This window comes from Streptomyces achromogenes subsp. achromogenes (assembly GCF_000720835.1).
Classification (GTDB): Bacteria; Actinomycetota; Actinomycetes; order Streptomycetales; family Streptomycetaceae; genus Streptomyces; species Streptomyces achromogenes.
In genome coordinates this window covers 37,741-58,803 of record NZ_JODT01000016.1, presented here as the reverse complement: position 1 = coordinate 58,803, position 21,063 = coordinate 37,741, and the positions used below count along the sequence as shown (strand labels likewise).

Below are 21,063 nucleotides of genomic sequence, written 5' to 3'. Positions count from 1 at the left end.
TACAGATAGGCCGTATGAACGGCCGTACCGCTGAACAGATTGCCCAGCGGATGCGCAAACTATTGCGCACCTTGCAGAGCGGGGCCACCCTTCGGGTATGACGCAGACCACACACCACACTCCCGACACGACCGCCCGGCAGGACGACCCCTTCCCGGTCAAGGGAATGGACGCGGTCGTCTTCGCCGTGGGCAACGCCAAGCAGGCGGCGCACTTCTACTCCACCGCCTTCGGCATGCGGCTGGTCGCCTACTCCGGACCGGAGAACGGCAGCCGCGAGACCGCCAGTTACGTGCTGGAGAACGGCTCCGCCCGGTTCGTCTTCACCTCGGTGATCAAGCCGGCCGGCCCCTGGGGCCACTTCCTGGCCCGGCACGTCGCCGAGCACGGTGACGGCGTCATCGACCTGGCCATCGAGGTCCCGGACGCCCGCGCCGCGTACGCGTACGCCGTCGAGCACGGCGCCCGCGGCGTCACCGAGCCGTACGAGGTGAAGGACGAGCACGGCACGGTCGTCCTCGCCGCGATCGCCACCTACGGCGAGACCCGCCACACCCTGGTCGACCGCTCCGGCTACGACGGCCCCTACCTGCCCGGTTACACGGCGGCCGAGCCGCTCGTCCAGCCGCCCGCCGTGCGCACCTTCCAGGCCATCGACCACTGCGTGGGCAACGTCGAACTCGGCAGGATGAACGAGTGGGTGGCCTTCTACAACAAGGTGCTGGGCTTCACGAACATGAAGGAGTTCGTGGGTGACGACATCGCCACCGAGTACAGCGCGCTGATGTCGAAGGTGGTCGCGGACGGCACCCTCAAGGTCAAGTTCCCGATCAACGAGCCCGCCATCGCCAAGAAGAAGTCCCAGATCGACGAGTACCTGGAGTTCTACGGCGGCGCCGGCGTCCAGCACATCGCGCTCAACACCAACGACATCGTGCAGACCGTCCGCACCATGCGCGCGGCCGGCGTGGAGTTCCTCGACACCCCCGACTCCTACTACGACACCCTCGGCGAGTGGGCCGGCGAGACCCGCGTGCCGGTCGAGACCCTGCGCGAGCTGAAGATCCTCGTGGACCGCGACGAGGACGGCTATCTGCTCCAGATCTTCACCAAGCCGGTCCAGGACCGGCCGACGGTGTTCTTCGAACTCATCGAGCGGCACGGCTCGATGGGCTTCGGCAAGGGCAACTTCAAGGCCCTGTTCGAGGCGATCGAGCGCGAGCAGGCCAAGCGGGGCAACCTGTAGCGGCGGGCCCTACTCGCTGGGCGGCGGCTCCTCGGGTACGTCGCCCAGCTCCCGCAGCGCCTCCTGGACCAGCGGCACCCGCAGCGGCGAGAAGTACGGGTTGATCCTGAGCGCCTCCTGGAGGTGCCGCCGGGCGGGGCCGGTCCGCTCCAGCTCCGCCTCGATCACCCCCAGGTGGTACGCGTACAGCGCGCTGCGCACCCCGCCGCCCTTCGCCTTGTCCGTCGCGACGGCCGCGTACGTCAGCGCCCGCTGGTCCTCGCCGGTGCGGTGCAGCGCCCAGCCCAGCGCGTCGGCCACCTCGATGCCCGGCTGCCGCCGCCACTCCTCCTCCAGCCGCTCCACGGCCTCCCACGGGTCCCCGTGGTCCGCCTCGAACCGGCCGATCAGCAGCTCCTCGTCCACCCCGCCCGCCACCGACCGCGCCACCGCCTCGCGCATCCGCGCGTAACTCTCCTCGGCGGCGCCCGGCTGCCCCAGCGACTCCTGCAGCTCGCCCAGCTCCAGCAGGTCCTCCGGGCGCGGCCGGTGGGCGACGGCGGCCCGGTACGCGGCCAGCGCCTCCGAGGTGCGGTCCAGCGCGGCCAGCGTCCGCGCCCGCCCGGCCGCCGCCGCCCGCTGGTCCGCATCGAGCCGCAGCGCCGCCTCGAAGTGCCGCAGCGCCTCCGGCAGGTCCCCGCGTTCCCAGGCCAGCTGCCCCACCCCGGCCAGCCAGGCGGCCCGCTCCGCCGGGGTGCGGGCGGCGGCAGCCGCGTCGGTCAGCTGGGCCACCGCGTCCTCGCGCCAGCCCCGGTCCCGGTACACCGCCGCCGCCCGCGCCATCACGGCCGGCCGCACCGCCGCGTCGGTGCGCAGCGCCAGCAGCTTGTCCAGGGCGGCGCGGGCCTTCTCGTAGTCGCCGAGCCCGGTGTAGGCGTCGATCAGCGCCGGGTACGCCGACCACCGTTTCGGCGCCGCCTGCCCGGCCTGCTCGGCGTACCGTTTCGCCGCCGGGAAGTCCCGGCGCGCCAGCGCCAGCGCGGCCAGCCCGTCCAGCGCCTCGGTGTTCCGCGCGCCCCGCGCCTCCAGCGAGGCCCTCAGCGCCCGCTCGGCGCGCGGATAGTCGGCCGCGTCAACCGCCCGGCGGCCCCGCTCCACATACGCCGAGCCCAGCACCGCCCACGCCAGGGCGTCCTTCGGCCGCTCCCGCACCCGCTGCTCCTGCCGCCCGATCAGCGCCGTCAGCCCGGGCAGCGCGGCCGGCACACCGTAGGTCACCGCCGTCGGCGCCTGCTCCCGCGGCCGGGACTGCGGACCGGCGGCGGGCGGCCGGGCCGTCCGGTGCCGCTGCGTCTCCCCGGGCAGCAGCACCAGCACCGCGCCCGTCGCCAGACTGCCCGCCAGCGCGGCGAGCAGCAGCCGCCGCACCACCCGCCGCCGGCGCGGCGCCGGCGGCTCGGAGATCAGGGACGTACCCACGCACTGCCGGTTCTCCATGGCGCTCACTGTGCGTCAATATGACGAGCACATCCGGGTGGCCCAAGGGCGGCGCGGGCGGGGTTCACACCGATGGCCGCGAGTGTCACGCTGTGATCATGAGCCGTATCGAAGCGCCACGCGACGAGCACACCGGTAACCTCGCCGACCGGCTCCTGGCCGGCCTGCCGCCCGAGGCCGTCCTGACCGACCCCGACGTCACCGCCTCCTACGCGAACGACATGGCGAGCTTCTGCCCGGCCGGCCGGCCCGCCGCCGTCGTCCTGCCGCGCACCGTCGAGCAGGTCCAGCACGTCATGCGCACCGCCACCGAGCTGCGCGTCCCGGTGGTCCCGCAGGGCGCCCGCACCGGCCTGTCCGGCGGCGCGAACGCCACCGACGGCTGCATCGTGCTGTCGCTGACCAAGATGGACCGCATCCTGGAGATCAGCCCCGTCGACCGGATCGCCGTGGTGGAACCGGGCGTGATCAACGCGACCCTCTCCCGTGCGGTCGAGGAACACGGCCTGTACTACCCGCCGGACCCCTCCAGCTGGGAGATGTGCACCATCGGCGGCAACATCGGCACCGCCTCCGGCGGCCTGTGCTGCGTCAAGTACGGCGTCACCGCCGAGTACGTCCTCGGCCTGGACGTCGTCCTCGCCGACGGCCGCCTGATGTCCACCGGCCGGCGCACCGCCAAGGGCGTCGCGGGCTACGACCTCACCCGACTCTTCGTCGGCTCCGAGGGCTCCCTCGGCATCGTCGTCCGGGCGGTGCTGGCGCTGAAGCCGAAGCCGCCCGCGCAGCTGGTGCTGGCCGCCGAGTTCGCCTCGGCCGCCGCCGCCTGTGACGCGGTGTGCCGCATCATGGCCGGCGGGCACGTCCCGTCCCTCCTCGAACTGATGGACCGTACGACGGTCAAGGCGGTCAACGACCTCGCGCACATGGGCCTGCCCGAGACCACCGAGGCGCTGCTGCTGGCCGCCTTCGACACCCCGGACCCCGCCGCCGACCTGGCCGCCGTCGCCGCCCTGTGCGAGGCCGCCGGCGCCACCGAGGTCGTGCCCGCCGACGACGCGGCCGAGTCCGAACTGCTGCTCCAGGCCCGGCGGCTCTCGCTGACCGCGCTGGAGGCGGTCAAGGGCACGACGATGATCGACGACGTGTGCGTGCCCCGCTCCCGGCTCGGCGAGATGCTGGCCGGCGTCGAGCGGATCGCCGCCAAGTACGACCTGACGATCGGGGTGTGCGCGCACGCGGGCGACGGCAACACGCACCCCACCGTCTGCTTCGACGCCCGCGACCCCGAGGAGTCCCGCCGGGCCCGCGAGTCCTTCGACGAGATCATGGCCCTGGGGCTGGAGCTGGGCGGCACCATCACCGGGGAACACGGGGTCGGTGTGCTGAAGAAGGAGTGGCTGGCCCGGGAGCTGGGGCCGGTCGGGGTGGAGATGCAGCGGGCGGTGAAGCAGGCGTTCGACCCGCTGGGCATCCTCAACCCCGGCAAGCTGTTCTGACCGCACGGGCTGTCGCGGACGCCCGTGCCCCGGCGCCCGGCTCACCGGGCGAGGAGCTGGTCGAGGGCGTCGTCGAGGCCCGGCTGACCGCCCTCGGTGCCCGGCGGCACCGCCCGCAGCGTCCGCTCCAGCCAGGCCGAGACCTGCCCGACGGGCGCCTGGAGCAGCGCGTCGCCGTCCGGCGCGCTCAGCGCCATCAGGACGACGCCGCGCCCGGCCGACCGCCCCGGCCACACCCGCACGTCCCCCTGCCCGCACGGCCGGAACACCCCCTCCACCAGCAGCTCGCGGGCGAACGTCCAGTGCACCGGGTGCTCGGAGTTGATGTGGAAGGCGATGTGGACGGCGTAGGGGTCGTCGGAGCGGTAGGTGAGCCGGGCCGGCACCGGGACGCTCTCCTCCGGTGACATGACGAGCCTCAGCTCCAGCTCCCGCTCCACCACGGTGTGCCGCATGACGTGTCTCCCTTCTGTTCGGGGCCGCTCGGACCGGGCCCGTACCGGGGGAGAGCGGGCGGGGGCCGGACCATTACGCGGGTCCGGGGAAGTTTTTTCCGCGGACCCCGAAAAAGCGGGTACGGCGTTGCCCGGAAAGGGGTGGGTCCTGCGGGACTGGCGCTGCGGGCTGCCCCGGTCTGATAGATGTGGAGGCCCCCATCCCACCCCCGAGCAGATACGGGACGACGGACATGAGCGCCCCAACCCCGGCACCCGGCGACGACAGGCCCCGCGAGGGCTACTACCCGGACCCGTCCATCCCCGGCTACGTCCGGTACTGGAACGGCGCCTCCTGGGTGCCCGGCACCAGCCGTCCGGCGCCGAAGGACGGCGAGCCGCTCATCCCGCCCCCCGGCATCCGGCCGGCCGCCCCGGCGGTGGAGGAGACGGGCCCCCACTTCTTCGACGAGGACCCGCCCGCCGCCGTGGACCCACGGACGGCCGGCGGTGCCGGTTCGGCCGGCGCCCAGTGGAGCCAGACGGCCCCGCCGGGTCAGTCCGGTCAGCCGGGTCAGCCGGGTCAGCCGGGCCCGACCGCACAGGCCGGTGGGCTCGGCACACCCGCTCAGCCCGGCGTACCGGGCCAGTCCGGCGGGCCGGGTCTGTCCGGCCCGCCCGGTCGGCCGGGTGGAACCGCCCAGTCCGGCGCACCCGGCCTGCCCGACATGCCCGCTCAGCCCGGCGTACCGGGCCAGTCCGGCGGGCCCGGCCTGCCCGGCACCCCCGTCCAGTCCGCCCCCGCCCAGTCCGGCACCCCCGGTCTCCCCGGGCAGCGGGACCGGTCGGGTGGGTTCGGCGGGGACGCCGGGCGGGGTGGTGCCTGGGGTGCCGACCCGAGGGTGTCGATGGACTCCCCGGCGGGGCCCGGTGGCCAGGGCGCCGCCCGTGCCGACGGCGCCGCGACGGTCCCCCCGGCCGAGGTCGGCGACGCCCCGGACCCCGGCACGTTCGTCTTCCGGCGTCCGGTGCCCGGCCCGGCGGCGGCCCGCACCGACGACGGCACGATGACCATCCGCCCCGTGCCCTCCGACCCGCCCGGCCCCGCCGCCGAGGGTGCCCAGGGCCCCGTCGGTGCCCCCGCGGCCTCCGGCTTCGGTGCCGGCAAGGCCGCCGCCCAGGCCGCTGCCGCCGCGCAGACCCCCCTCACCCCCCTCGCCCCTCAGTCACCACAGCCGCAGGCACCCCACCCCGCCCCCGCCGTGGCGTCCCCCCTGCCGCAGCAGTCCGGTCCCGCTCCCGTCGCCACCCCCGTGACCAGCGGGCCCGGTGGCGGGCAGGCGTCCTGGGCGCAGCAGGTGCACCAGCTGGCCGGGGGCGGGGACGAGCCGTCCGTCGCGCCGTGGAAGCCACCGGTGGAGGACCTCTTCCAGGCCGCCGCGCGCCGCCAGGCCGCCGCCCGCCCCGCCGGGCTCGGCAAGCGGCTGGCGGCGCGGCTGATCGACCTGGCCGTGGTGGGTGCCGTGACGGCCGCCGCGGCGGTGCCGCTCGGCCTGCGGGCCGCGGACCACGTCCAGCAGAAGATCGACGCGGCCCGGCTGTCCGGGCACCAGGTCACCGTGTGGCTGATCGACGGCACGACCGGCACCGGCCTCGGCATCGTCCTCGCCGTCCTGCTGCTCGCCGGCGTCCTGTCCGAGGTGCTGCCCACCGTCCGCTGGGGCCGCACCCTCGGCAAGAAGCTGTGCGGCCTGGAGGTGCGGGACATCGAGGCGCACGAGCCGCCGACGTTCGGCCCGGCGCTGCGCCGCTGGCTGGTGTTCAGCGTGCCGGGTCTGCTGGTCGTCGGTGTCGTGGGCGTGCTGTGGTGTCTGTTCGACCGGCCCTGGCGCCAGTGCTGGCACGACAAGGCGGCGCACACGTTCGTCGCGGGCTGAGCCGGGGAGAGGCAGGGGCCGGGGGAGAGGGGCCGGGTACTCCGTCCGGCCGCCCGCCGGGTGCGCGGCGGCGGCCCGCGGGTTCCACTCGGGCCATGAGCAGCGAACCGCCCCCCGGCTCCGGAGAGCAGCCCCCCGAGGACGACCCCTTCAGGAAGCGGCCCCCGTCGGACCAGGGGCCGGGCTCGCCGTACGACACCCCGCCCCCGTACGGCGGCGGCCAGCCCCCGCCCCCCGGCGGCCCTTACGGCGGCGGCCCCTACGGGGAAGGCCCCCACGGCGGTGGACCGTACGGCGGCGGCCCCTACGGGTCCGGGGCCGGCGGTTATCCGGCCGATCCGCTGGCCGGTATGCCCCCGCTGGCCGACAGCGGCAAGCGGACGCTCGCGCGGATCATCGACATGATCGTGGTCGGCATCGTCGTCTGGCTGCTCACCTTGGCGTTCGGCGTGACCGAGTACACCGTCGACAGCGACCGGATCGAGGTCGGCCGGTCCGCCGCCCAGTCCCTCATCACGGCCGTGCTCTACGTCGCGTACGACACCTTCATGATCAGCCGGTCGGGGCAGACCCTCGGCAAGAAGTGGCTCGGCCTGCGCGTGGCCGACCTGGAGAACGGCTCCACCCCGTCCGTGTCGACCTCGCTGACCCGCGCCCTGGTGCTGTGGGTGCCGTTCGCCTTCTGCTGCGCCTGCGTCTGGACGGCCGTCGCGGGCGGCTGGAGCTTCTTCGACAAGCCGTACAAGCAGGGCCTGCACGACAAGGCGGCCAAGACGGTGGTGGTCAGCACCCGCTGAGCCGGTGGTCGGCACGCGCTGAGCCGGTGGTCGGCACCCGCCGAGCGACGCGCCGGCGGGCGCTCACGGGGCCGTGGGCAGGCGCCCCTCGTGCGCGGCCGGCTCGGCGGGCGCCCGCGGTGCGCGCGTCCCGGGCGCCGGGACCGTCCACGCGACCAGCAGGCCCAGCGCGAGGGCCGCGAGGGCGATGACGGCGATCCAGTGGCCCGAAGTCGTCTGGGACAGCAGCAGCATGGCGAGCGTCGAGAAGATCACGGTGCAGGAGCCGTAGGCGAACTGTGCGGCGGTCGGACGCGGCATGGCCATCGTGTCCTCGGCAGTCTTCGGGGCGGGAGACGGGGTGCCGTTCGATTCTCCCGGCGTCCGCCCGGGCGGAACACCCGGTAAGCGCGACCTGACCCGCGGTACCGGTGCACGGGGGGCGCACGGAGTCACCGGCCCGTCAGGCGGACGGTTCCGCGGGGCTGTCGGGATGCCGGCACCTGTCCGTAAAGCGAACTCCACCTCCGCATAGTGCACTTGTCCTGCTCAAGTCAAGGTCTGTCTTTTCTGCCAAACCTCTAGTCAAATGTCGTCACTTGACTACACGCGTTGATCTTGCGCGCACGGATTCCTCCATGCCCGGAACCCCCTGTCCGTGTGCGCGGCGCGGGGGAGGAACTCAAGTGACCAGCAGATCCTGGACGTTCAGAGCGGCCGCCATCGGCGTGACCCTCGCGGCGGCGTCCGCCTCGTTCGCGACGTTCGCCGTCGCCGAGGCGGGCACCCAGCCCCGGCCCGCCGCCGCGAACCGGCACGACCCGGCGCCGGTGAAGCAGCAGAAGCACGACCTGGACGGCCCCCTGAGCAAGACCCAGGACGCCCAGCGTGAAGAGGCCCTGAACCAGCTCATATCCGGCGAGGCCACCGCGCAGGAGCGCAACGGCTCGAAGGTCGTCAAGCTCAAGAGCGCCAAGGGCAAGAGCAAGTACGTCGAGCTGAGCCGCGAGAAGACCGACAAGATCTTCACCATCCTGGTGGAGTTCGGGGACAAGACGGACCCCAAGTTCGGTGGCACGCCCGGCCCGCTGCACAACCGGATCGCCGCGCCGGACCGCACCAAGGACAACTCCACGGCCTGGCAGCAGGACTACGACCAGAAGCACTACCAGGACCTCTACTTCGGCACCGGCAAGAAGACCGAGTCGCTGAAGAAGTACTACGAGAAGCAGTCCTCGGGCCGCTACTCGGTCTCCGGCGAGGTCACCGACTGGGTCAAGGTCCCCTACAACGAAGCCCGTTACGGCAACAACGCGTGCGGTTCCACCAACTGCCCGAGCGTGTGGAACGTCGTCAGCGACGGCCTGAGCGCCTGGGTCGCCCAGCAGAAGGCGGCCGGCCGCACCGACGCCGACATCAAGAAGGACCTCGCCCAGTACGACCAGTGGGACCGGTACGACTACGACGGCGACGGCAACTTCAACGAGCCGGACGGCTACGTCGACCACTTCCAGATCGTGCACGCCGGTGAGGACGAGTCCGCGGGCGGCGGCGCCGAGGGCAAGGACGCGATCTGGGCCCACCGCTGGTACGCCTTCGGCACCGACGCCGGTGCCACCGGCCCGCAGAACAACAAGCTCGGCGGCACCCAGGTCGGCGACACCGGCATCTGGGTCGGCGACTACACCATCCAGCCGGAGAACGGCGGCCTCGGCGTCTTCGCCCACGAGTACGGCCACGACCTCGGCCTGCCGGACGAGTACGACACGGCGGGCGGCGACAACTCCACCGGCTTCTGGACCCTGATGTCCTCCGGCTCCTGGCTCGGCCGGGGCAAGGAGTCCATCGGCGACCTGCCCGGTGACATGAACGCCTGGGACAAGCTCCAGCTGGGCTGGCTGAACTACGACACCGCCACGGCCGGCAAGCAGTCCACGCACAAGCTGGGCCCCGCCGAGTACAACACCTTCGACAAGCAGGCCCTCGTGGTCAACCTGCCCGACAAGGCGGTCACCACCACGATCACCCAGCCCGCCCAGGGCTCCACCCAGTGGTGGAGCGGCAGCGGCAACGACCTGAAGAACACGCTGACCCGGTCCGTGGACCTGACCGGCAAGACCTCGGCGAGCCTCAGCCTGGACGGCTGGTGGGCCACCGAGGAGGGCTACGACTACGTCTACACCGAGGTGTCCACCGACGGCGGCGCCAACTGGACCGCGCTGGACGGCACGGCGGACGGCCAGGCCCTGCCGAAGGACGCCAGCGGCAAGCCCGCGCTGAGCGGCTTCTCGCAGACGCACAAGAAGCTGTCGTTCCCGCTCGACGCCTACGCGGGCAAGAAGATCGACCTGCGCTTCCGCTACGCCACCGACGGCGGTGTCGCGGAGAACGGCTTCACCGCCGACGAGATCACCGTGACCGCCGACGGCGCCCCGCTGTTCTCGGACGACGCCGAGAAGGCGGACGCCGGCTGGACCGCGAACGGCTTCTCCCGCATCGGCGCGTCCTTCACCAAGGACTACAAGCAGTACTACCTCGCCGAGAACCGGCAGTACGTGTCGTACGACAAGACGCTGAAGACGGGCCCGTACAACTTCGGCTCCGCGGCGCGCCCGGACTGGGTGGAGCACTACCCGTACCAGAACGGCCTGCTGATCTGGAAGTGGGACACCTCCCAGGCCGACAACAACACCAACAGCACCAACGGTCACCCGGGCTCCGGTCTGATCCTCCCCGTCGACTCGCACCCGACGGCGCTGAAGTGGGCCGACGGCACGCTGCTGCGCAACCGCGTCCAGGCCTACGACTCGCCGTTCAGCCTGTACGCCACCGACGGCATCACCCTGCACAAGGCCGATGTCGCGCTGAAGATCAAGGGCTCGAAGGGCGTGCCGGTCTTCAACGACCACACCAGCACCTACTACGACCCGGCGAACCCGACCGGTGGTGTGAAGGTCACTGACACCAACACCAAGATCACGATCGTCAAGGAGGCCAAGGACGGCTCGACGATCTCCCTCAAGGTCGGCCCCGCGGTGAAGTAACCCGTATCACCGCAGGTCACAGGCGTATCGGCGGCGACCCCCTGGCGGGTCGCCGCCGATCGTGTTTAGGTGCGTCCTATGGACCGCTTATTGACACCCACCGGAACGGGGAAGTGACCGCATGGCCGCTGGAGGCTTCAGCAAGCTGCCGAACGGCACGGTGGTGGTGGCGCTCAACCTGCCGTACGGCTCCGCCGGGGTGCGGATCCTGGTGCACGCCGCCAACCGCGCACGCGCCCTGACCAGGCTGCGCAACCTGGGCCTGCGGGCGGTGTACCTGCGGGGCAACGCCGAGCCGCCGACCCCGGACGAGATCACGGCGGTGCTGCACCACCCCGACGGCCTGGTCTGGCGCACGGCGCCCACGGCCCCCACGGCGGCCGGCGGCGTCATGGCGACGGAACTGTGGCACCCCATCCGGGCGCTGCTGCGGGGGCCGACGGCGGTGGGCTGACGCGCCCGCTCAGCCGCCGACCACCGGCTTGCCGGCCAGCTCGACCCCCGCCGCCCGCAGCTCCTCCAAGGCCCGCTCGGTGGTCTCCGCGGACACCCCGGCCGTGAGGTCCAGCAGGACCTGGGTGCGGAAGCCCTCGCGGGCCGCGTCCAGGGCGGTGGCCCGTACGCAGTGGTCCGTGGCGATGCCCACCACGTCCACCTCCGTGATCTCCCGGGCGCGGAGCCAGTCGGCCAGGGACACGCCGTGCTCGTCGGCGCCCTCGAAGCCGCTGTACGCCGCCGCGTACGCCCCCTTGTCGAACACGGCGTCCACCGCGCCGGAGGCGACCGCGGGCGCGAAGTTCGGGTGGAAGCCCACGCCCTCCGTGCCCGCGACACAGTGCGCGGGCCAGGAGCGGACGTAGTCGGGGTCGTCGGCGAAGTGACCGCCGGGCGCGATGTGGTGGTCCCGGGTGGCCACCACGTGCCGGTACCCGGTGCCCGCCGCCTCGCCGATCAGCTCCGTGACGGCGGCGGCCACGTCCGCCCCCCCGGCCACCGCGAGGCTGCCCCCCTCGCAGAAGTCGTTCTGCACATCTACGACGATCAAGGCGCGGCGCATGGTGGGTGTCCTTCGACTGAGAGTGAAGTAACTGAGCCTAGAGACTTCCGGGCCCGTGCGGGAGGGGTGGGAAGGGGCGGACGGCGGTCGCGCTTTAGCTACCCGAGCGCCCGTGCACGTACTCCGTCGGGATGACGGGTTCCCCGCGCGAGAGCTGGGTCGCGGACAGCGGCAGATTCGCGCGCGCCGCGATGTGCCTCTCCCGGGGCACGTCCAGCGGCTCGCGGGCCACCACCGTCCCGCCGCGCACCAGCGGCACCAGCAGCTGCCGGTCGGCCAGCTCGGCCGGCACCGGCCCGGTGCCGACGACCTCGGCCTCGGCGGTCCCGTCCGCGTCCAGCCGGCGCGCCGCCCACTTGCGGCCCCCGACCGACATCTTGCCGCCGCTGGACTTCTTCGCGACCGGCACCAGCGGCGCCTTGGGGTCGGCGGAGTCGGCACGGGCGACCAGCTTGTAGACCATGGAGCTGGTGGGGTGCCCGGAGCCGGTCACCAGCTGGGTGCCGACGCCGTAGGCGTCCACGGGCGCGGCGGCCAGCGAGGCGATGGCGTACTCGTCCAGGTCGGAGGTCACGATGATCTTCGTATCGGTGGCGCCCAGCTCGTCCAGCTGCTGCCGCACCCGGTGGGCCACCAGCAGCAGGTCGCCGGAGTCGATGCGGACCGCGCCCAGCTCGGGGCCGGCCACCTCCACCGCCGTCCGGACGGCCTCGGCGACGTCGTAGGTGTCCACCAGCAGGGTGGTGCCCCGGCCGAGGGTCTCCACCTGGGCCTGGAAGGCGTCCCGCTCGCGGTCGTGCAGCAGGGTGAAGGCGTGCGCCGAGGTGCCCACGGTGGGGATGCCGTAGCGGAACCCGGCCGCGAGGTCGGAGGTGGTGGCGAAGCCGCCGACGTAGGCGGCGCGGGCGGCGGCCACGGCGGCCAGCTCGTGGGTGCGCCGGGCGCCCATCTCGATCAGCGGCCGGTCACCGGCGGCGGAGGCCATCCGGGAGGCGGCGGCGGCGATCGCGGAGTCGTGGTTGAGGATGGACAGGATCACCGTCTCCAGCAGGACGCACTCGGCGAAGCTGCCCTCCACCCGCAGGATCGGCGAGCCGGGGAAGTACACCTCGCCCTCGGGGTAGCCCCATATGTCCCCGCTGAAGCGGTAGCCGGCGAGCCACTCCAGGGTCTCCTCGTCGACGATCCGCCGCTCGCGCAGGAAGCCGAGGACGCCCGGGTCGAAGCGGAAGTTCTCCACCGCGTCCAGGACCCGCCCGGTCCCGGCCACCACGCCGTAGCGGCGCCCGTTCGGCAGCCGCCGGGTGAAGACCTCGAACACGCTCCGCCGTTCGGCCGTACCGGCCTTCAGCGCGGCGCGCAGCATCGTCAGCTCGTACTGGTCCGTGAAGAGCGCCGTCGAGGGAACGTCCACCGGCAGCCCAAGGTCCGCTGTGTTCATGTCGGGGAATCGTACTCCCTTTTCGTCGGTGTGACGATTTATGGAGGCCGTGGCAGCATGGGCAGTGTGACGTCACCCGCGCCCGTAGAGATCGAACGCACCGAGTCGGCGGAGGAGATCTCCGTCGTACCCGAACCCGACGTCCCCTGGGTCACCATCGTCCACAACGACCCGGTCAATCTCATGAGCTACGTCACCTACGTCTTCCAGACGTACTTCGGCTACTCCAAGGACAAGGCCACCAAGCTCATGCTCGACGTCCACCACAAGGGCCGGGCGGTCGTCTCCAGCGGGAGCCGCGAGGAGATGGAGCGCGACGTGCAGGCGATGCACGGCTACGGACTGTGGGCCACCCTCCAGCAGGACCGGAAGTAAACGCCGCAGATGCCCGGACACTTCGAACCGCTCCCCGGCGGCGGCGCGGCCGTCGCCCTCGACGACGTCGAGATCTCCATCATCCGCTCGCTGGCCGTCCAGCTCCTGGAGCTCATCGGCCCCGGCCCGGGCGCCGACGCCCCGGCCGACCCGCTGGCCGAGCTGTTCGCCGAGGGCCCGAGCGAGCCGCCGGCCGACCCGGTCCTGCGCAGGCTCTTCCCGGACGCCTACAGCGACCCGGAGCAGGCCCCCGCCTCGCCGGCCGAGGCCGAGGAGCGGCGGGCGCACTCCGCCGAGTTCCGCCGCTACACCGAGAACGACCTGCGTGCGGGCAAGCGGGAGACCGCGCTCGGCGTGATCCGCTCCCTGGACGCGCTCACCCCGGCCGGGGAGGGCGGCGCGGTGCTGAAGCTGACGCCGGAGGAGTCCCGGCAGTGGCTCGGCGCCCTCAACGACCTCCGGCTGGCGATCGGCGCCCGGCTGGAGATCACCGACGAGGACGACACGGAGCTGCTCTACCGGCTGCCGGACGAGGATCCGCGCAAGCCGATGGTGCTGGCGTACCTCTGGCTGGGCGGGCTCCAGGAGACCTTGGTGTCGACCTTGATGCCGTGAGGCGGACTGGCTGATTCCGATCGGTGTTCGCTCAGAGGACGCTCAACCCCGGATAACGATCGCATCACCATCCCAGCATCTTTTGCTACTTTCGGACCGTCTTTGTCCGCTTTTGCCTGTGCAGTGCCTCACACTGCCCCTCTGTGATCAGTATTGCGCCCGTGATAAATCTTCACGACCGCCCGGCCAACACCACCCATGTTCGGCCGGGTGCGCCACCGAGCCGACGACCGTCGGCCAGGCAACAGCTCCATCAATCCGGGGGGATCGAGATCCGATCCGAGGCCGACGCAAGGCCCGGTTCGGCATGGAGAAAGGCGCACCACACATGACCTCAGCGCAGGTCGATCAGCATCGCGACGGCAATGAGGCCGCGGGGGCCGAGGGCAGCGAGGGCGGCGAGGGGTATCAGCGCGGGCTGGGGGCCCGGCAGATCCAGATGATCGCCATCGGCGGGGCCATCGGCACCGGCCTGTTCCTCGGCGCGGGCAAGGGCATTTCCAAGGCCGGCCCCAGCCTGATCCTGGCGTACGCCGTCGCGGGCCTCATCATCTTCTTCATCATGCGGGCGCTCGGCGAGCTGCTGATGTACCGCCCCGTGTCGGGTTCGTTCTCCGACTACGCGCGGGAGTTCATCGGCCCGTTCGCCGGTTTCGTGACCGGATGGACGTACTGGCTGTTCTGGGTGGTCACGGGCATCACCGAGGTCACCGCCGCGGCGAAGTACATCACGTACTGGACCGACATCCCGCAGTGGCTGTCGGCCCTGGTGTTCACCGTCGTCCTCTACGGCGCCAACCTGATCTCCGTGAAGCTCTTCGGTGAACTGGAGTTCTGGTTCTCCATGGTCAAGGTCACCGCCATCATCGGCATGATCCTGATCTGCGCCGGCATCCTCACCCTCGGCTTCTCCGACGCCGGCGACACCGCCTCCGTCGCCCACCTGTGGAACCAGGGCGGCTTCTTCCCGCACGGCATCGACGACACGCTGATGACCCTGCAGATGGTGATGTTCGCCTTCCTCGCCGTCGAGCTGGTCGGTGTGACCGCGGGCGAGTCCAAGGACCCCAAGACCGTGCTGCCCAAGGCGATCAACACCGTGCCGTGGCGCATCGCCGTCTTCTACGTCGGCGCGCTGATCATGATCCTCTCGGTCGTGCCGTGGACCAGCTTCAGCGCGGGCAACAGCCCCTTCGTGGTCGCCTTCGAGAAGATGGGCCTCCCGGCCGGCGCGGGCATCGTCAACTTCGTCGTGCTCACCGCCGCGCTGTCGTCCTGCAACTCCGGCATGTACTCCACCGGCCGCATGCTGCGCGACCTGGCGCTCAACAGCCAGGGTCCGAAGGCGTTCACCAAGCTGACGTCCAGCGGTACCCCGCTGATCGGCACCACGTTCTCCGCCGCGCTGATGCTGGTCGGCGTCTGGATCAACTACCAGTGGCCGGGCAAGGCGTTCGACTACGTGGTGTCCTTCGCGACCATCTCCGGCATGTGGGCCTGGATCGTCATCCTGATCTGCCAGATCCGCTACCGGGCCAAGGCCGACCGCGGCGAGCTGCCCCGCTCGGAGTTCCGCGCCCCGGGCGCGCCGTGGACCAGCCTGGTCGCGCTCGCCTTCATCGGCATGGTGATCGTGCTGATGGGCATCGACAAGGACGCCCGGGTCTCGCTGTACTGCGCGCCGGTGTGGGGCCTGATCCTCGCGGGCGCCTACCTGGTGCTCCGGCGCCGCGACCCGGAGGCCGCGGCCTTCCGCAAGCGCTGACCCGGACCCCGGACCTTCCGGAAAGGGACGTCCGGCCGCCGGGAGCTCTCGTGGCGCCCCCGTCGGCCGCCGCTCAGGACGTCCGGCATGTGGGCCGTTCCGTACCACCCATCGGTACGGAACGGCCCTCTGCTTATCCTGACCCCCATGCTGACCATCACCCAGGCCCTGTACGACCAGATCGTCGCCCACGCGCGCGCGGACCACCCCGACGAGGCGTGCGGCGTGGTGGCGGGCCCGGCGGGCACGGACCGCCCCGAGCGCTTCATCCCCATGCTGAACGCGGCGATGTCGCCCACCTTCTACGAGTTCGACTCCGGCGATCTCCTCAAGCTCTACCGGGAGATGGACGACCGCGACGAGGAGCCGGTGGTCATCTACCACTCCCACACCGCCACCGAGGCCTACCCCTCGCGCACCGACATCTCCTACGCCAACGAGCCCGGCGCCCACTACGTCCTGGTGTCCACCGCCGACACCGACGGCCTCGGCGACTTCCAGTTCCGCTCCTTCCGGATCGTGGACGGCCAGGTAACCGAGGAGGAGGTCAGGGTCGTGACGGACTACTGATCCCACCCACCGGACGAAATCCGTCCGGCATGCGGAATCACACTCCGGGCCGCGGGCCGGGAATCGATACGATGAGCCCATGGTTCTTCTCGACGTGGGCGACAGGGCGCCGGGCACGCTGCTCGTGGCGCGGCTGCACGTCGACCTGTGCAGGCTGAACAGCGCCCTTTGTTGACCCACGCCGCTGCCGCCGTACGGCCCCGCGCCGCGGCGGGCCGCCGCCGCGCGCCTGACCGAACCGACGACACCTTCCGACAGGAGCCCTGAGCCATGGCCATCGAGGTCCGCATCCCGACCATCCTCCGCCAGTACACCGACGGTCAGAAGGCGGTGGAGGGCAACGGCGACACCCTCGCCGACCTGTTCGCCGACCTCGAGACCCGGCACGCCGGCATCCAGGCCCGTCTGGTGGACGGCGGCGAGCTGCGCCGCTTCGTCAACGTGTACCTGAACGACGAGGACGTCCGCTTCCTGGAGGGCATCAAGACCAAGCTGTCCGACGGCGACAACGTCACGATCCTGCCGGCCGTGGCCGGCGGCATGCGCTGACCGGCTCCCGTACAGCGATGCGCTACGACTCCCCGCTGGCCGCGGTGGGCAACACCCCCCTGGTGCGCCTGCCGCGGCTGTCGCCGTCCCCCGACGTGCGGATCTGGGCCAAGCTGGAGGACCGCAACCCCACCGGCTCGGTCAAGGACCGCCCCGCGCTGCACATGATCGAGCAGGCGGAGAAGGACGGCCGGCTCACCCCCGGCTGCACGATCCTCGAACCCACCTCCGGCAACACCGGCATCTCCCTCGCCATGGCCGCCAAGCTCAAGGGCTACCGGATGGTGTGCGTGATGCCGGAGAACACCTCGCAGGAACGCCGGGACCTGCTCGGCATGTGGGGCGCCGAGATCATCTCCTCGCCGGCCGCCGGCGGCTCCAACACCGCGGTGCGCGTGGCCAAGGAGCTGGCCGCCGAGCACCCCGACTGGGTGATGCTCTACCAGTACGGCAACCCGGACAACGCGGGCGCCCACTACGCGACCACCGGCCCGGAGATCCTCGCCGACCTGCCCTCGGTCACCCACTTCGTGGCGGGCCTCGGCACCACCGGCACCCTCATGGGCGTCGGCCGCTACCTGCGCGAGCACAAGCCGGACGTGAAGATCGTCGCCGCCGAACCGCGCTACGACGACCTGGTCTACGGCCTGCGCAACCTCGACGAGGGCTTCGTCCCCGAGCTGTACGACGCCTCCGTCCTCACCACCCGCTTCTCGGTCGGCTCGGCCGACGCGGTCACCCGCACCCGTGAACTCCTCCAGCAGGAGGGCATCTTCGCGGGCGTCTCCACCGGCGCCGCCCTGCACGCGGCGATCGGCGTCGGCAACAAGGCCGTCAAGGCGGGCGAGAGCGCCGACATCGTCTTCATCGTGGCCGACGGCGGCTGGAAGTACCTGTCCACCGGCGTCTACACGGCGGCCACCACCGAGGAAGCGATCGCCACGCTCCAGGGACAGCTCTGGGCGTAGCGGGATCCGGACGCGCCGGTGGTACGTCACATCCGCACCAGTACTCCTCGCGGAAAGGCGGACCCCATGCGCCGTACCACGCCCCTCGTCCTCGCGGCGGCCGTGCTGCTCCTGGCCGGCTGCGGCTCCCGGCAGGACACCGGGAGCGGCGGCCGGGCGCCGGCGCCGTCCGGCACCGGCGCGCCCTCGGCCGGCCGGAACGCCGGCGACTGCACCGGTCACGCGCACCTGACGGCCGCCGACCAGGACCGCACGGTCTGCGTGGCCAAGGGCGGCGAGCTCCGGCTCACCCTGGACGGCACCAAGGGCCGCCCCTGGAAGCCGGTCACCGTGAGCGGCAGCGGACTGGAGGCGATCAACGCGGGCCTCGTCCTCCAGCCGGGCGACGCCACGGCCGCGTACCGCGCGGTGGCCCCCGGCACCGTGAAGCTCACCTCGTCCCGCCCCCTGTGCCCCGAGCCCACCGCACCGGACCAGGCCTCCTGCAAGGGCACCGAGGAGTGGACGGTCAGCGTCCGGGTCGGCTAACCGGCCAGGTGCCGCACCTGGTCCCACAGCACCGGGTCGACCACGCCCACCCGGCGGCGGAAGCCGTCCACCGGGACCTCGCGCAACTCGTCGGTCTCCAGGAAACTCGGGCGGCCCTGGGCGTCGCCGACCGCGCCGGGCGGCAGCGGGATCACCCCGCTGCGCTCGTCGTGGAACCTGCTGGTGATCTTCGCGACCGTGGCCCGGTCGCCGCGCACGGCCAGCACCAGGCAGGGCCGGTCCTTGTGCCCCGGCCGGTCCTCGAAGGGGACGTGCGCCCACCAGATGTCCCCGGGGGAGGGCCGCGGCGCGGTCCCGGACCGCACGCCCGCCCGGCCCGGCGGCCGCAGCCGTCGTCCGGCGGGCCTGCGGCCCCGGCCCCAGCCGTCGACGAGCGTGGCCACCAGCGCGAGCAGCACCACCGCCGCGAGCGCCAGCCACCAGGACGTGTCCATACGACGACGTTACCGGCGCGCGCCGCACATCGCGCGCCCTCCGGGGAACCCGGTGCGCCCCCGGTCCAGCCGAACCGGTGACAGCACAGGTGAGTTCGCCCACAACGGCCCCTGGCAACGGAGCGACCCGCGCCCTCGCGCCTTACGCTCGACAAACCGCACGACCCCCGACAGCCCTCTTTCCGAGTGGCTCCACCACCCTGCCCACCGCTCTTTTCCGCCAACGGAGGTTTCTGCTTCATGAAGCTCACCGTCGTCGGCTGCTCGGGGTCGTTCCCGTCCGCGGAATCGGCCTGTTCGAGCTACCTCGTCGAGGCCGACGGCTTCCGGCTGCTTCTCGACATGGGCAACGGCGCCCTGGGCGAGCTGCAGCGCCACTGCGGTCTCTACGACCTCGACGCGATCTTCCTCAGCCACCTGCACGCCGATCACTGCATCGACATGTGCGCGTACTTCGTGGCCCGCTACTACCGCCACGAGGGCGGCCGGTGCGACCCCCTGCCGGTCTACGGCCCCGAGGGCACCGAACACCGCCTGACCACGGCCTACGCGGACACCCCCTCCGCCTCCTCCATGAGCGAGGTCTTCGACTTCCACACGGTGAAGCCCTCCACCTTCGAGATCGGCCCCTTCACCGTGCACACCGAGCGGGTCCGCCACCCCGTGGAGGCGTACGGCATCCGTATCGAGCACGGCGGGAAGTCGCTGACGTACTCCGGCGACACGGGTGTCACCGAGGCGCTGGACGAGCTGGCCCGGGACACCGACCTGTTCCTGTGCGAGGCCGCGTTCACGCACGGCAAGGAGAGCATCCCCGACCTGCACCTCAACGGCCGCGAGGCGGGCGAGACGGCGGTCCGCGCGGGCGCCCGCCGGCTGGTTCTCACCCACATCCCGCCGTGGACGGACCCCCAGGTCAACCTGCGGCACGCGCGCGAGGTGTTCCCCGGACCGGTGGAGCTGGCCGCGCCCCGCCGGACGTACGAGATCTGACACCTGAACACGCGAAAAGGCCCCGGAGCCATGGGCTCCGGGGCCTTCCTCATGCCTCGCTCACGCCTTGGTGAGGTCCTCGACCTCCTCCTCGGGCTCGCGGCCCGGGGTCTTCAGGTCGAACTTGAGAATCGCGAACCGGAAGACCGCGTAGTAGATCGCCGCGAACACCAGGCCGACCGGGATGATCAGCCACGGCTTGGTCGCCAGGTTCCAGTTCAGCAGGTAGTCGATCGCGCCGGCCGAGAAGTTGAAGCCCGCGTGGACGCCCAGCCCCCAGGTGACCGCCATGGACACGGCCGTCAGCACCGCGTGGAGGACGTAGAGGACCGGGGCGATGAACATGAAGGTGAACTCGATGGGCTCGGTCACACCGGTCACGAAGGAGGTCAGCGCCAGGGAGACCATCATGCCCATCACGGCCTTGCGGCGCTCGGGGCGGGCGCAGTGCGCGATGGCGATCGCGGCGGCCGGCAGACCGAACATCATGATCGGGAAGAAGCCGGTCTGGAAGAGGCCGGCGGAGGAGTCGCCCGCGAGGAAGCGGGTGATGTCGCCGTGCACGATCTCACCGGAGGCGTTCTTGAAGTCGCCGAGCTGGAACCACGCCACGGTGTTGACGAACTGGTGCATGCCGACGGGGATCAGAGCGCGGTTGACCAGGCCGAACAGGGCCGCGCCACCGGCGCCGAGGCCGGTCATCCACTCGCCGAAGCTGGTGATGCCGTCACCGATGGGCTCCCAGACGAGGCTGAAGAGGACGCCGACCAGGGCGCCGACGAACGCCATGATGATCGGCACCAGCCGGCGGCCGTTGAAGAAGCCGAGCCAGTCCACCAGCTTGGTGCGGTGGAACCGCTGCCATATGACGGCGGCGAGCAGACCCATGATGATGCCGCCGAGCACCCCGGGGTTGTTGTACGTCGCCGCGACGATCTTCCCCTTCTCGATGTGCTCCTCGGTCACCGGGAAGGCCTTCAGCACCTTGTCGTAGACGAGGAAGCCGACCAGCGCGGCGAGCGCGGTGGAGCCGTCCGCCTTCTTGGCGAAGCCGATGGCCACGCCGATGCAGAACAGGATGGGGAGGCTGGTGGTGATGGCACCGCCCGCGGCGTTGAAGACGGTCGCGACCTTGTCCCAGCCCAGGCCGTCCTTGCCGAAGATGTCGTCCTGGCCGAGCCGGACCATGATGCCCGCCGCCGGCAGGACCGCGATCGGGAGCTGTAGGCTGCGGCCGACCTTCTGCAGGCCCTGGAGCAGGCCCGCCCCCTTCTTCTTGGCCGGCTTCTTGGCCGGGGCCGCCGACTCGGTGGCGGTGGTCATACTTCCTCCATC

General features: G+C 71.8%; 22 protein-coding genes. 15 read left to right on the top strand and 7 right to left on the bottom strand.

Features of this window, described 5'->3' with window-relative positions; all coding sequences use genetic code 11:
- Positions 1-97: 97 nt before the first annotated feature.
- A complete protein-coding gene (hppD, locus tag IH25_RS0117400; protein ID WP_030610473.1) occupies positions 98-1,246 on the top strand; it encodes a 4-hydroxyphenylpyruvate dioxygenase in 1,149 nt (382 codons plus the stop codon).
- A gap of 9 nt (positions 1,247-1,255) precedes the next feature.
- On the opposite strand, the gene IH25_RS0117395 is transcribed toward hppD, so the two are convergent.
- On the bottom strand, positions 1,256-2,722 hold the full coding sequence (locus IH25_RS0117395; protein ID WP_030610468.1) for a tetratricopeptide repeat protein: 1,467 nt from the start codon (positions 2,720-2,722) through the stop codon (positions 1,256-1,258).
- Between the two features lie 92 nt (positions 2,723-2,814).
- On the opposite strand from IH25_RS0117395, the gene IH25_RS0117390 reads away from it, so the two are divergent.
- Positions 2,815-4,221 carry an FAD-binding oxidoreductase gene (locus IH25_RS0117390; protein ID WP_030610464.1) on the top strand — a complete coding sequence of 469 codons (1,407 nt, stop codon included), beginning with the start codon at positions 2,815-2,817 and terminating at the stop codon, positions 4,219-4,221.
- Between the two features lie 41 nt (positions 4,222-4,262).
- Here IH25_RS0117390 and IH25_RS0117385 read toward each other — a convergent pair whose 3' ends face one another.
- Positions 4,263-4,676 (bottom strand): SsgA family sporulation/cell division regulator, encoded by a 414-nt coding sequence (locus IH25_RS0117385; protein ID WP_030610461.1) that lies wholly within the window; start codon positions 4,674-4,676, stop codon positions 4,263-4,265.
- A gap of 233 nt (positions 4,677-4,909) precedes the next feature.
- Between IH25_RS0117385 and IH25_RS0117380 the strand changes: the two genes are divergently transcribed.
- Together IH25_RS0117380 and IH25_RS0117375 are read left to right on the top strand one after the other, a co-directional pair.
- Positions 4,910-6,592, top strand: a complete 1,683-nt coding sequence (locus IH25_RS0117380; RefSeq protein ID WP_030610458.1) for an RDD family protein — start codon at positions 4,910-4,912, stop codon at positions 6,590-6,592.
- 95 nt (positions 6,593-6,687) lie between these two features.
- Positions 6,688-7,389, top strand: coding sequence for an RDD family protein (locus IH25_RS0117375; protein WP_030610455.1), 702 nt, complete (start codon positions 6,688-6,690; stop codon positions 7,387-7,389).
- A gap of 63 nt (positions 7,390-7,452) precedes the next feature.
- On the opposite strand, the gene IH25_RS0117370 is transcribed toward IH25_RS0117375, so the two are convergent.
- Positions 7,453-7,689, bottom strand: coding sequence for a hypothetical protein (locus IH25_RS0117370; RefSeq protein WP_030610451.1), 237 nt, complete (start codon positions 7,687-7,689; stop codon positions 7,453-7,455).
- A gap of 365 nt (positions 7,690-8,054) precedes the next feature.
- On the opposite strand from IH25_RS0117370, the gene IH25_RS0117365 reads away from it, so the two are divergent.
- Both IH25_RS0117365 and IH25_RS0117360 read left to right on the top strand, forming a co-directional pair.
- Positions 8,055-10,412 carry an immune inhibitor A domain-containing protein gene (locus tag IH25_RS0117365; protein WP_030610448.1) on the top strand — a complete coding sequence of 786 codons (2,358 nt, stop codon included), beginning with the start codon at positions 8,055-8,057 and terminating at the stop codon, positions 10,410-10,412.
- 121 nt (positions 10,413-10,533) lie between these two features.
- Entirely contained in the window at positions 10,534-10,866 is a 333-nt protein-coding gene (locus IH25_RS0117360; protein ID WP_030610445.1) for a hypothetical protein, read from the top strand.
- 9 nt (positions 10,867-10,875) lie between these two features.
- Here the strand turns inward: IH25_RS0117360 and IH25_RS0117355 are convergent, their stop codons facing one another.
- Both IH25_RS0117355 and IH25_RS0117350 read right to left on the bottom strand, forming a co-directional pair.
- Positions 10,876-11,469, bottom strand: a complete 594-nt coding sequence (locus tag IH25_RS0117355) for an isochorismatase family protein (protein WP_030610442.1) — start codon at positions 11,467-11,469, stop codon at positions 10,876-10,878.
- Between the two features lie 94 nt (positions 11,470-11,563).
- On the bottom strand, positions 11,564-12,910 hold the full coding sequence (locus IH25_RS0117350; protein WP_030610439.1) for a nicotinate phosphoribosyltransferase: 1,347 nt from the start codon (positions 12,908-12,910) through the stop codon (positions 11,564-11,566).
- A gap of 57 nt (positions 12,911-12,967) precedes the next feature.
- Between IH25_RS0117350 and clpS the strand changes: the two genes are divergently transcribed.
- The 8 genes from clpS (at position 12,968) to IH25_RS0117310 (ending at position 18,280) form a co-directional block, all read left to right on the top strand.
- Complete coding sequence (clpS, locus tag IH25_RS0117345; protein WP_030610435.1) at positions 12,968-13,285, top strand: ATP-dependent Clp protease adapter ClpS; 318 nt, start codon at positions 12,968-12,970, stop codon at positions 13,283-13,285.
- Positions 13,286-13,294: 9 nt separating this feature from the next.
- Positions 13,295-13,900 (top strand): DUF2017 domain-containing protein, encoded by a 606-nt coding sequence (locus tag IH25_RS0117340; protein WP_030610432.1) that lies wholly within the window; start codon positions 13,295-13,297, stop codon positions 13,898-13,900.
- A gap of 328 nt (positions 13,901-14,228) precedes the next feature.
- Positions 14,229-15,665, top strand: coding sequence for an amino acid permease (locus IH25_RS0117335; RefSeq protein WP_030610428.1), 1,437 nt, complete (start codon positions 14,229-14,231; stop codon positions 15,663-15,665).
- Positions 15,666-15,812: 147 nt separating this feature from the next.
- On the top strand, positions 15,813-16,235 hold the full coding sequence (locus IH25_RS0117330) for a M67 family metallopeptidase (protein WP_030610425.1): 423 nt from the start codon (positions 15,813-15,815) through the stop codon (positions 16,233-16,235).
- Positions 16,236-16,314: 79 nt separating this feature from the next.
- Positions 16,315-16,410, top strand: a complete 96-nt coding sequence (locus IH25_RS42975; protein WP_342447365.1) for a putative leader peptide — start codon at positions 16,315-16,317, stop codon at positions 16,408-16,410.
- 95 nt (positions 16,411-16,505) lie between these two features.
- Positions 16,506-16,784, top strand: coding sequence for a MoaD/ThiS family protein (locus IH25_RS0117320; protein ID WP_030610420.1), 279 nt, complete (start codon positions 16,506-16,508; stop codon positions 16,782-16,784).
- A 17-nt stretch (positions 16,785-16,801) separates the two neighbouring features.
- Positions 16,802-17,752, top strand: a complete 951-nt coding sequence (locus IH25_RS0117315; RefSeq protein WP_030610416.1) for a PLP-dependent cysteine synthase family protein — start codon at positions 16,802-16,804, stop codon at positions 17,750-17,752.
- A 66-nt stretch (positions 17,753-17,818) separates the two neighbouring features.
- Positions 17,819-18,280 carry a hypothetical protein gene (locus IH25_RS0117310; RefSeq protein ID WP_030610411.1) on the top strand — a complete coding sequence of 154 codons (462 nt, stop codon included), beginning with the start codon at positions 17,819-17,821 and terminating at the stop codon, positions 18,278-18,280.
- Here the strand turns inward: IH25_RS0117310 and IH25_RS0117305 are convergent.
- The gene (locus IH25_RS0117305; protein WP_030610409.1) at positions 18,277-18,735 is read right to left on the bottom strand and encodes a type II toxin-antitoxin system PemK/MazF family toxin; all 459 of its coding nucleotides are present in this window, start codon (positions 18,733-18,735) and stop codon (positions 18,277-18,279) included. The genes IH25_RS0117310 and IH25_RS0117305 overlap by 4 nt on opposite strands.
- Positions 18,736-18,975: 240 nt before the next feature.
- Between IH25_RS0117305 and IH25_RS0117300 the strand changes: the two genes are divergently transcribed.
- The gene (locus tag IH25_RS0117300; RefSeq protein ID WP_030610408.1) at positions 18,976-19,728 is read left to right on the top strand and encodes an MBL fold metallo-hydrolase; all 753 of its coding nucleotides are present in this window, start codon (positions 18,976-18,978) and stop codon (positions 19,726-19,728) included.
- A gap of 60 nt (positions 19,729-19,788) precedes the next feature.
- Here the strand turns inward: IH25_RS0117300 and IH25_RS0117295 are convergent, their stop codons facing one another.
- Positions 19,789-21,051: a PTS transporter subunit EIIC gene (locus IH25_RS0117295; RefSeq protein WP_030610406.1), complete on the bottom strand. Its 1,263-nt coding sequence runs from the start codon at positions 21,049-21,051 to the stop codon at positions 19,789-19,791.
- Positions 21,052-21,063: the final 12 nt, after the last annotated feature.

Excerpts from the sequence above, each read along its gene's own strand:
- IH25_RS0117355 (WP_030610442.1), bottom strand. The coding sequence starts at position 11,469 with ATGCGCCGCGCCTTGATCGTCGTAGATGTGCAGAACGACTTCTGCGAG.
- IH25_RS0117300 (WP_030610408.1), top strand. The coding sequence starts at position 18,976 with ATGAAGCTCACCGTCGTCGGCTGCTCGGGGTCGTTCCCGTCCGCGGAA.
- IH25_RS0117295 (WP_030610406.1), bottom strand. The coding sequence starts at position 21,051 with ATGACCACCGCCACCGAGTCGGCGGCCCCGGCCAAGAAGCCGGCCAAG.
- IH25_RS0117375 (WP_030610455.1), top strand. The coding sequence starts at position 6,688 with ATGAGCAGCGAACCGCCCCCCGGCTCCGGAGAGCAGCCCCCCGAGGAC.
- IH25_RS0117330 (WP_030610425.1), top strand. The coding sequence starts at position 15,813 with ATGCTGACCATCACCCAGGCCCTGTACGACCAGATCGTCGCCCACGCG.
- IH25_RS42975 (WP_342447365.1), top strand. The coding sequence starts at position 16,315 with ATGGTTCTTCTCGACGTGGGCGACAGGGCGCCGGGCACGCTGCTCGTG.
- IH25_RS0117305 (WP_030610409.1), bottom strand. The coding sequence starts at position 18,735 with ATGGACACGTCCTGGTGGCTGGCGCTCGCGGCGGTGGTGCTGCTCGCG.
- IH25_RS0117395 (WP_030610468.1), bottom strand. The coding sequence starts at position 2,722 with ATGGAGAACCGGCAGTGCGTGGGTACGTCCCTGATCTCCGAGCCGCCG.
- IH25_RS0117310 (WP_030610411.1), top strand. The coding sequence starts at position 17,819 with ATGCGCCGTACCACGCCCCTCGTCCTCGCGGCGGCCGTGCTGCTCCTG.
- IH25_RS0117370 (WP_030610451.1), bottom strand. The coding sequence starts at position 7,689 with ATGCCGCGTCCGACCGCCGCACAGTTCGCCTACGGCTCCTGCACCGTG.
- IH25_RS0117335 (WP_030610428.1), top strand. The coding sequence starts at position 14,229 with ATGACCTCAGCGCAGGTCGATCAGCATCGCGACGGCAATGAGGCCGCG.
- IH25_RS0117385 (WP_030610461.1), bottom strand. The coding sequence starts at position 4,676 with ATGCGGCACACCGTGGTGGAGCGGGAGCTGGAGCTGAGGCTCGTCATG.
- IH25_RS0117340 (WP_030610432.1), top strand. The coding sequence starts at position 13,295 with ATGCCCGGACACTTCGAACCGCTCCCCGGCGGCGGCGCGGCCGTCGCC.
- IH25_RS0117350 (WP_030610439.1), bottom strand. The coding sequence starts at position 12,910 with ATGAACACAGCGGACCTTGGGCTGCCGGTGGACGTTCCCTCGACGGCG.
- IH25_RS0117360 (WP_030610445.1), top strand. The coding sequence starts at position 10,534 with ATGGCCGCTGGAGGCTTCAGCAAGCTGCCGAACGGCACGGTGGTGGTG.
- IH25_RS0117320 (WP_030610420.1), top strand. The coding sequence starts at position 16,506 with ATGGCCATCGAGGTCCGCATCCCGACCATCCTCCGCCAGTACACCGAC.
- IH25_RS0117315 (WP_030610416.1), top strand. The coding sequence starts at position 16,802 with ATGCGCTACGACTCCCCGCTGGCCGCGGTGGGCAACACCCCCCTGGTG.
- hppD (WP_030610473.1), top strand. The coding sequence starts at position 98 with ATGACGCAGACCACACACCACACTCCCGACACGACCGCCCGGCAGGAC.
- clpS (WP_030610435.1), top strand. The coding sequence starts at position 12,968 with ATGGGCAGTGTGACGTCACCCGCGCCCGTAGAGATCGAACGCACCGAG.
- IH25_RS0117380 (WP_030610458.1), top strand. The coding sequence starts at position 4,910 with ATGAGCGCCCCAACCCCGGCACCCGGCGACGACAGGCCCCGCGAGGGC.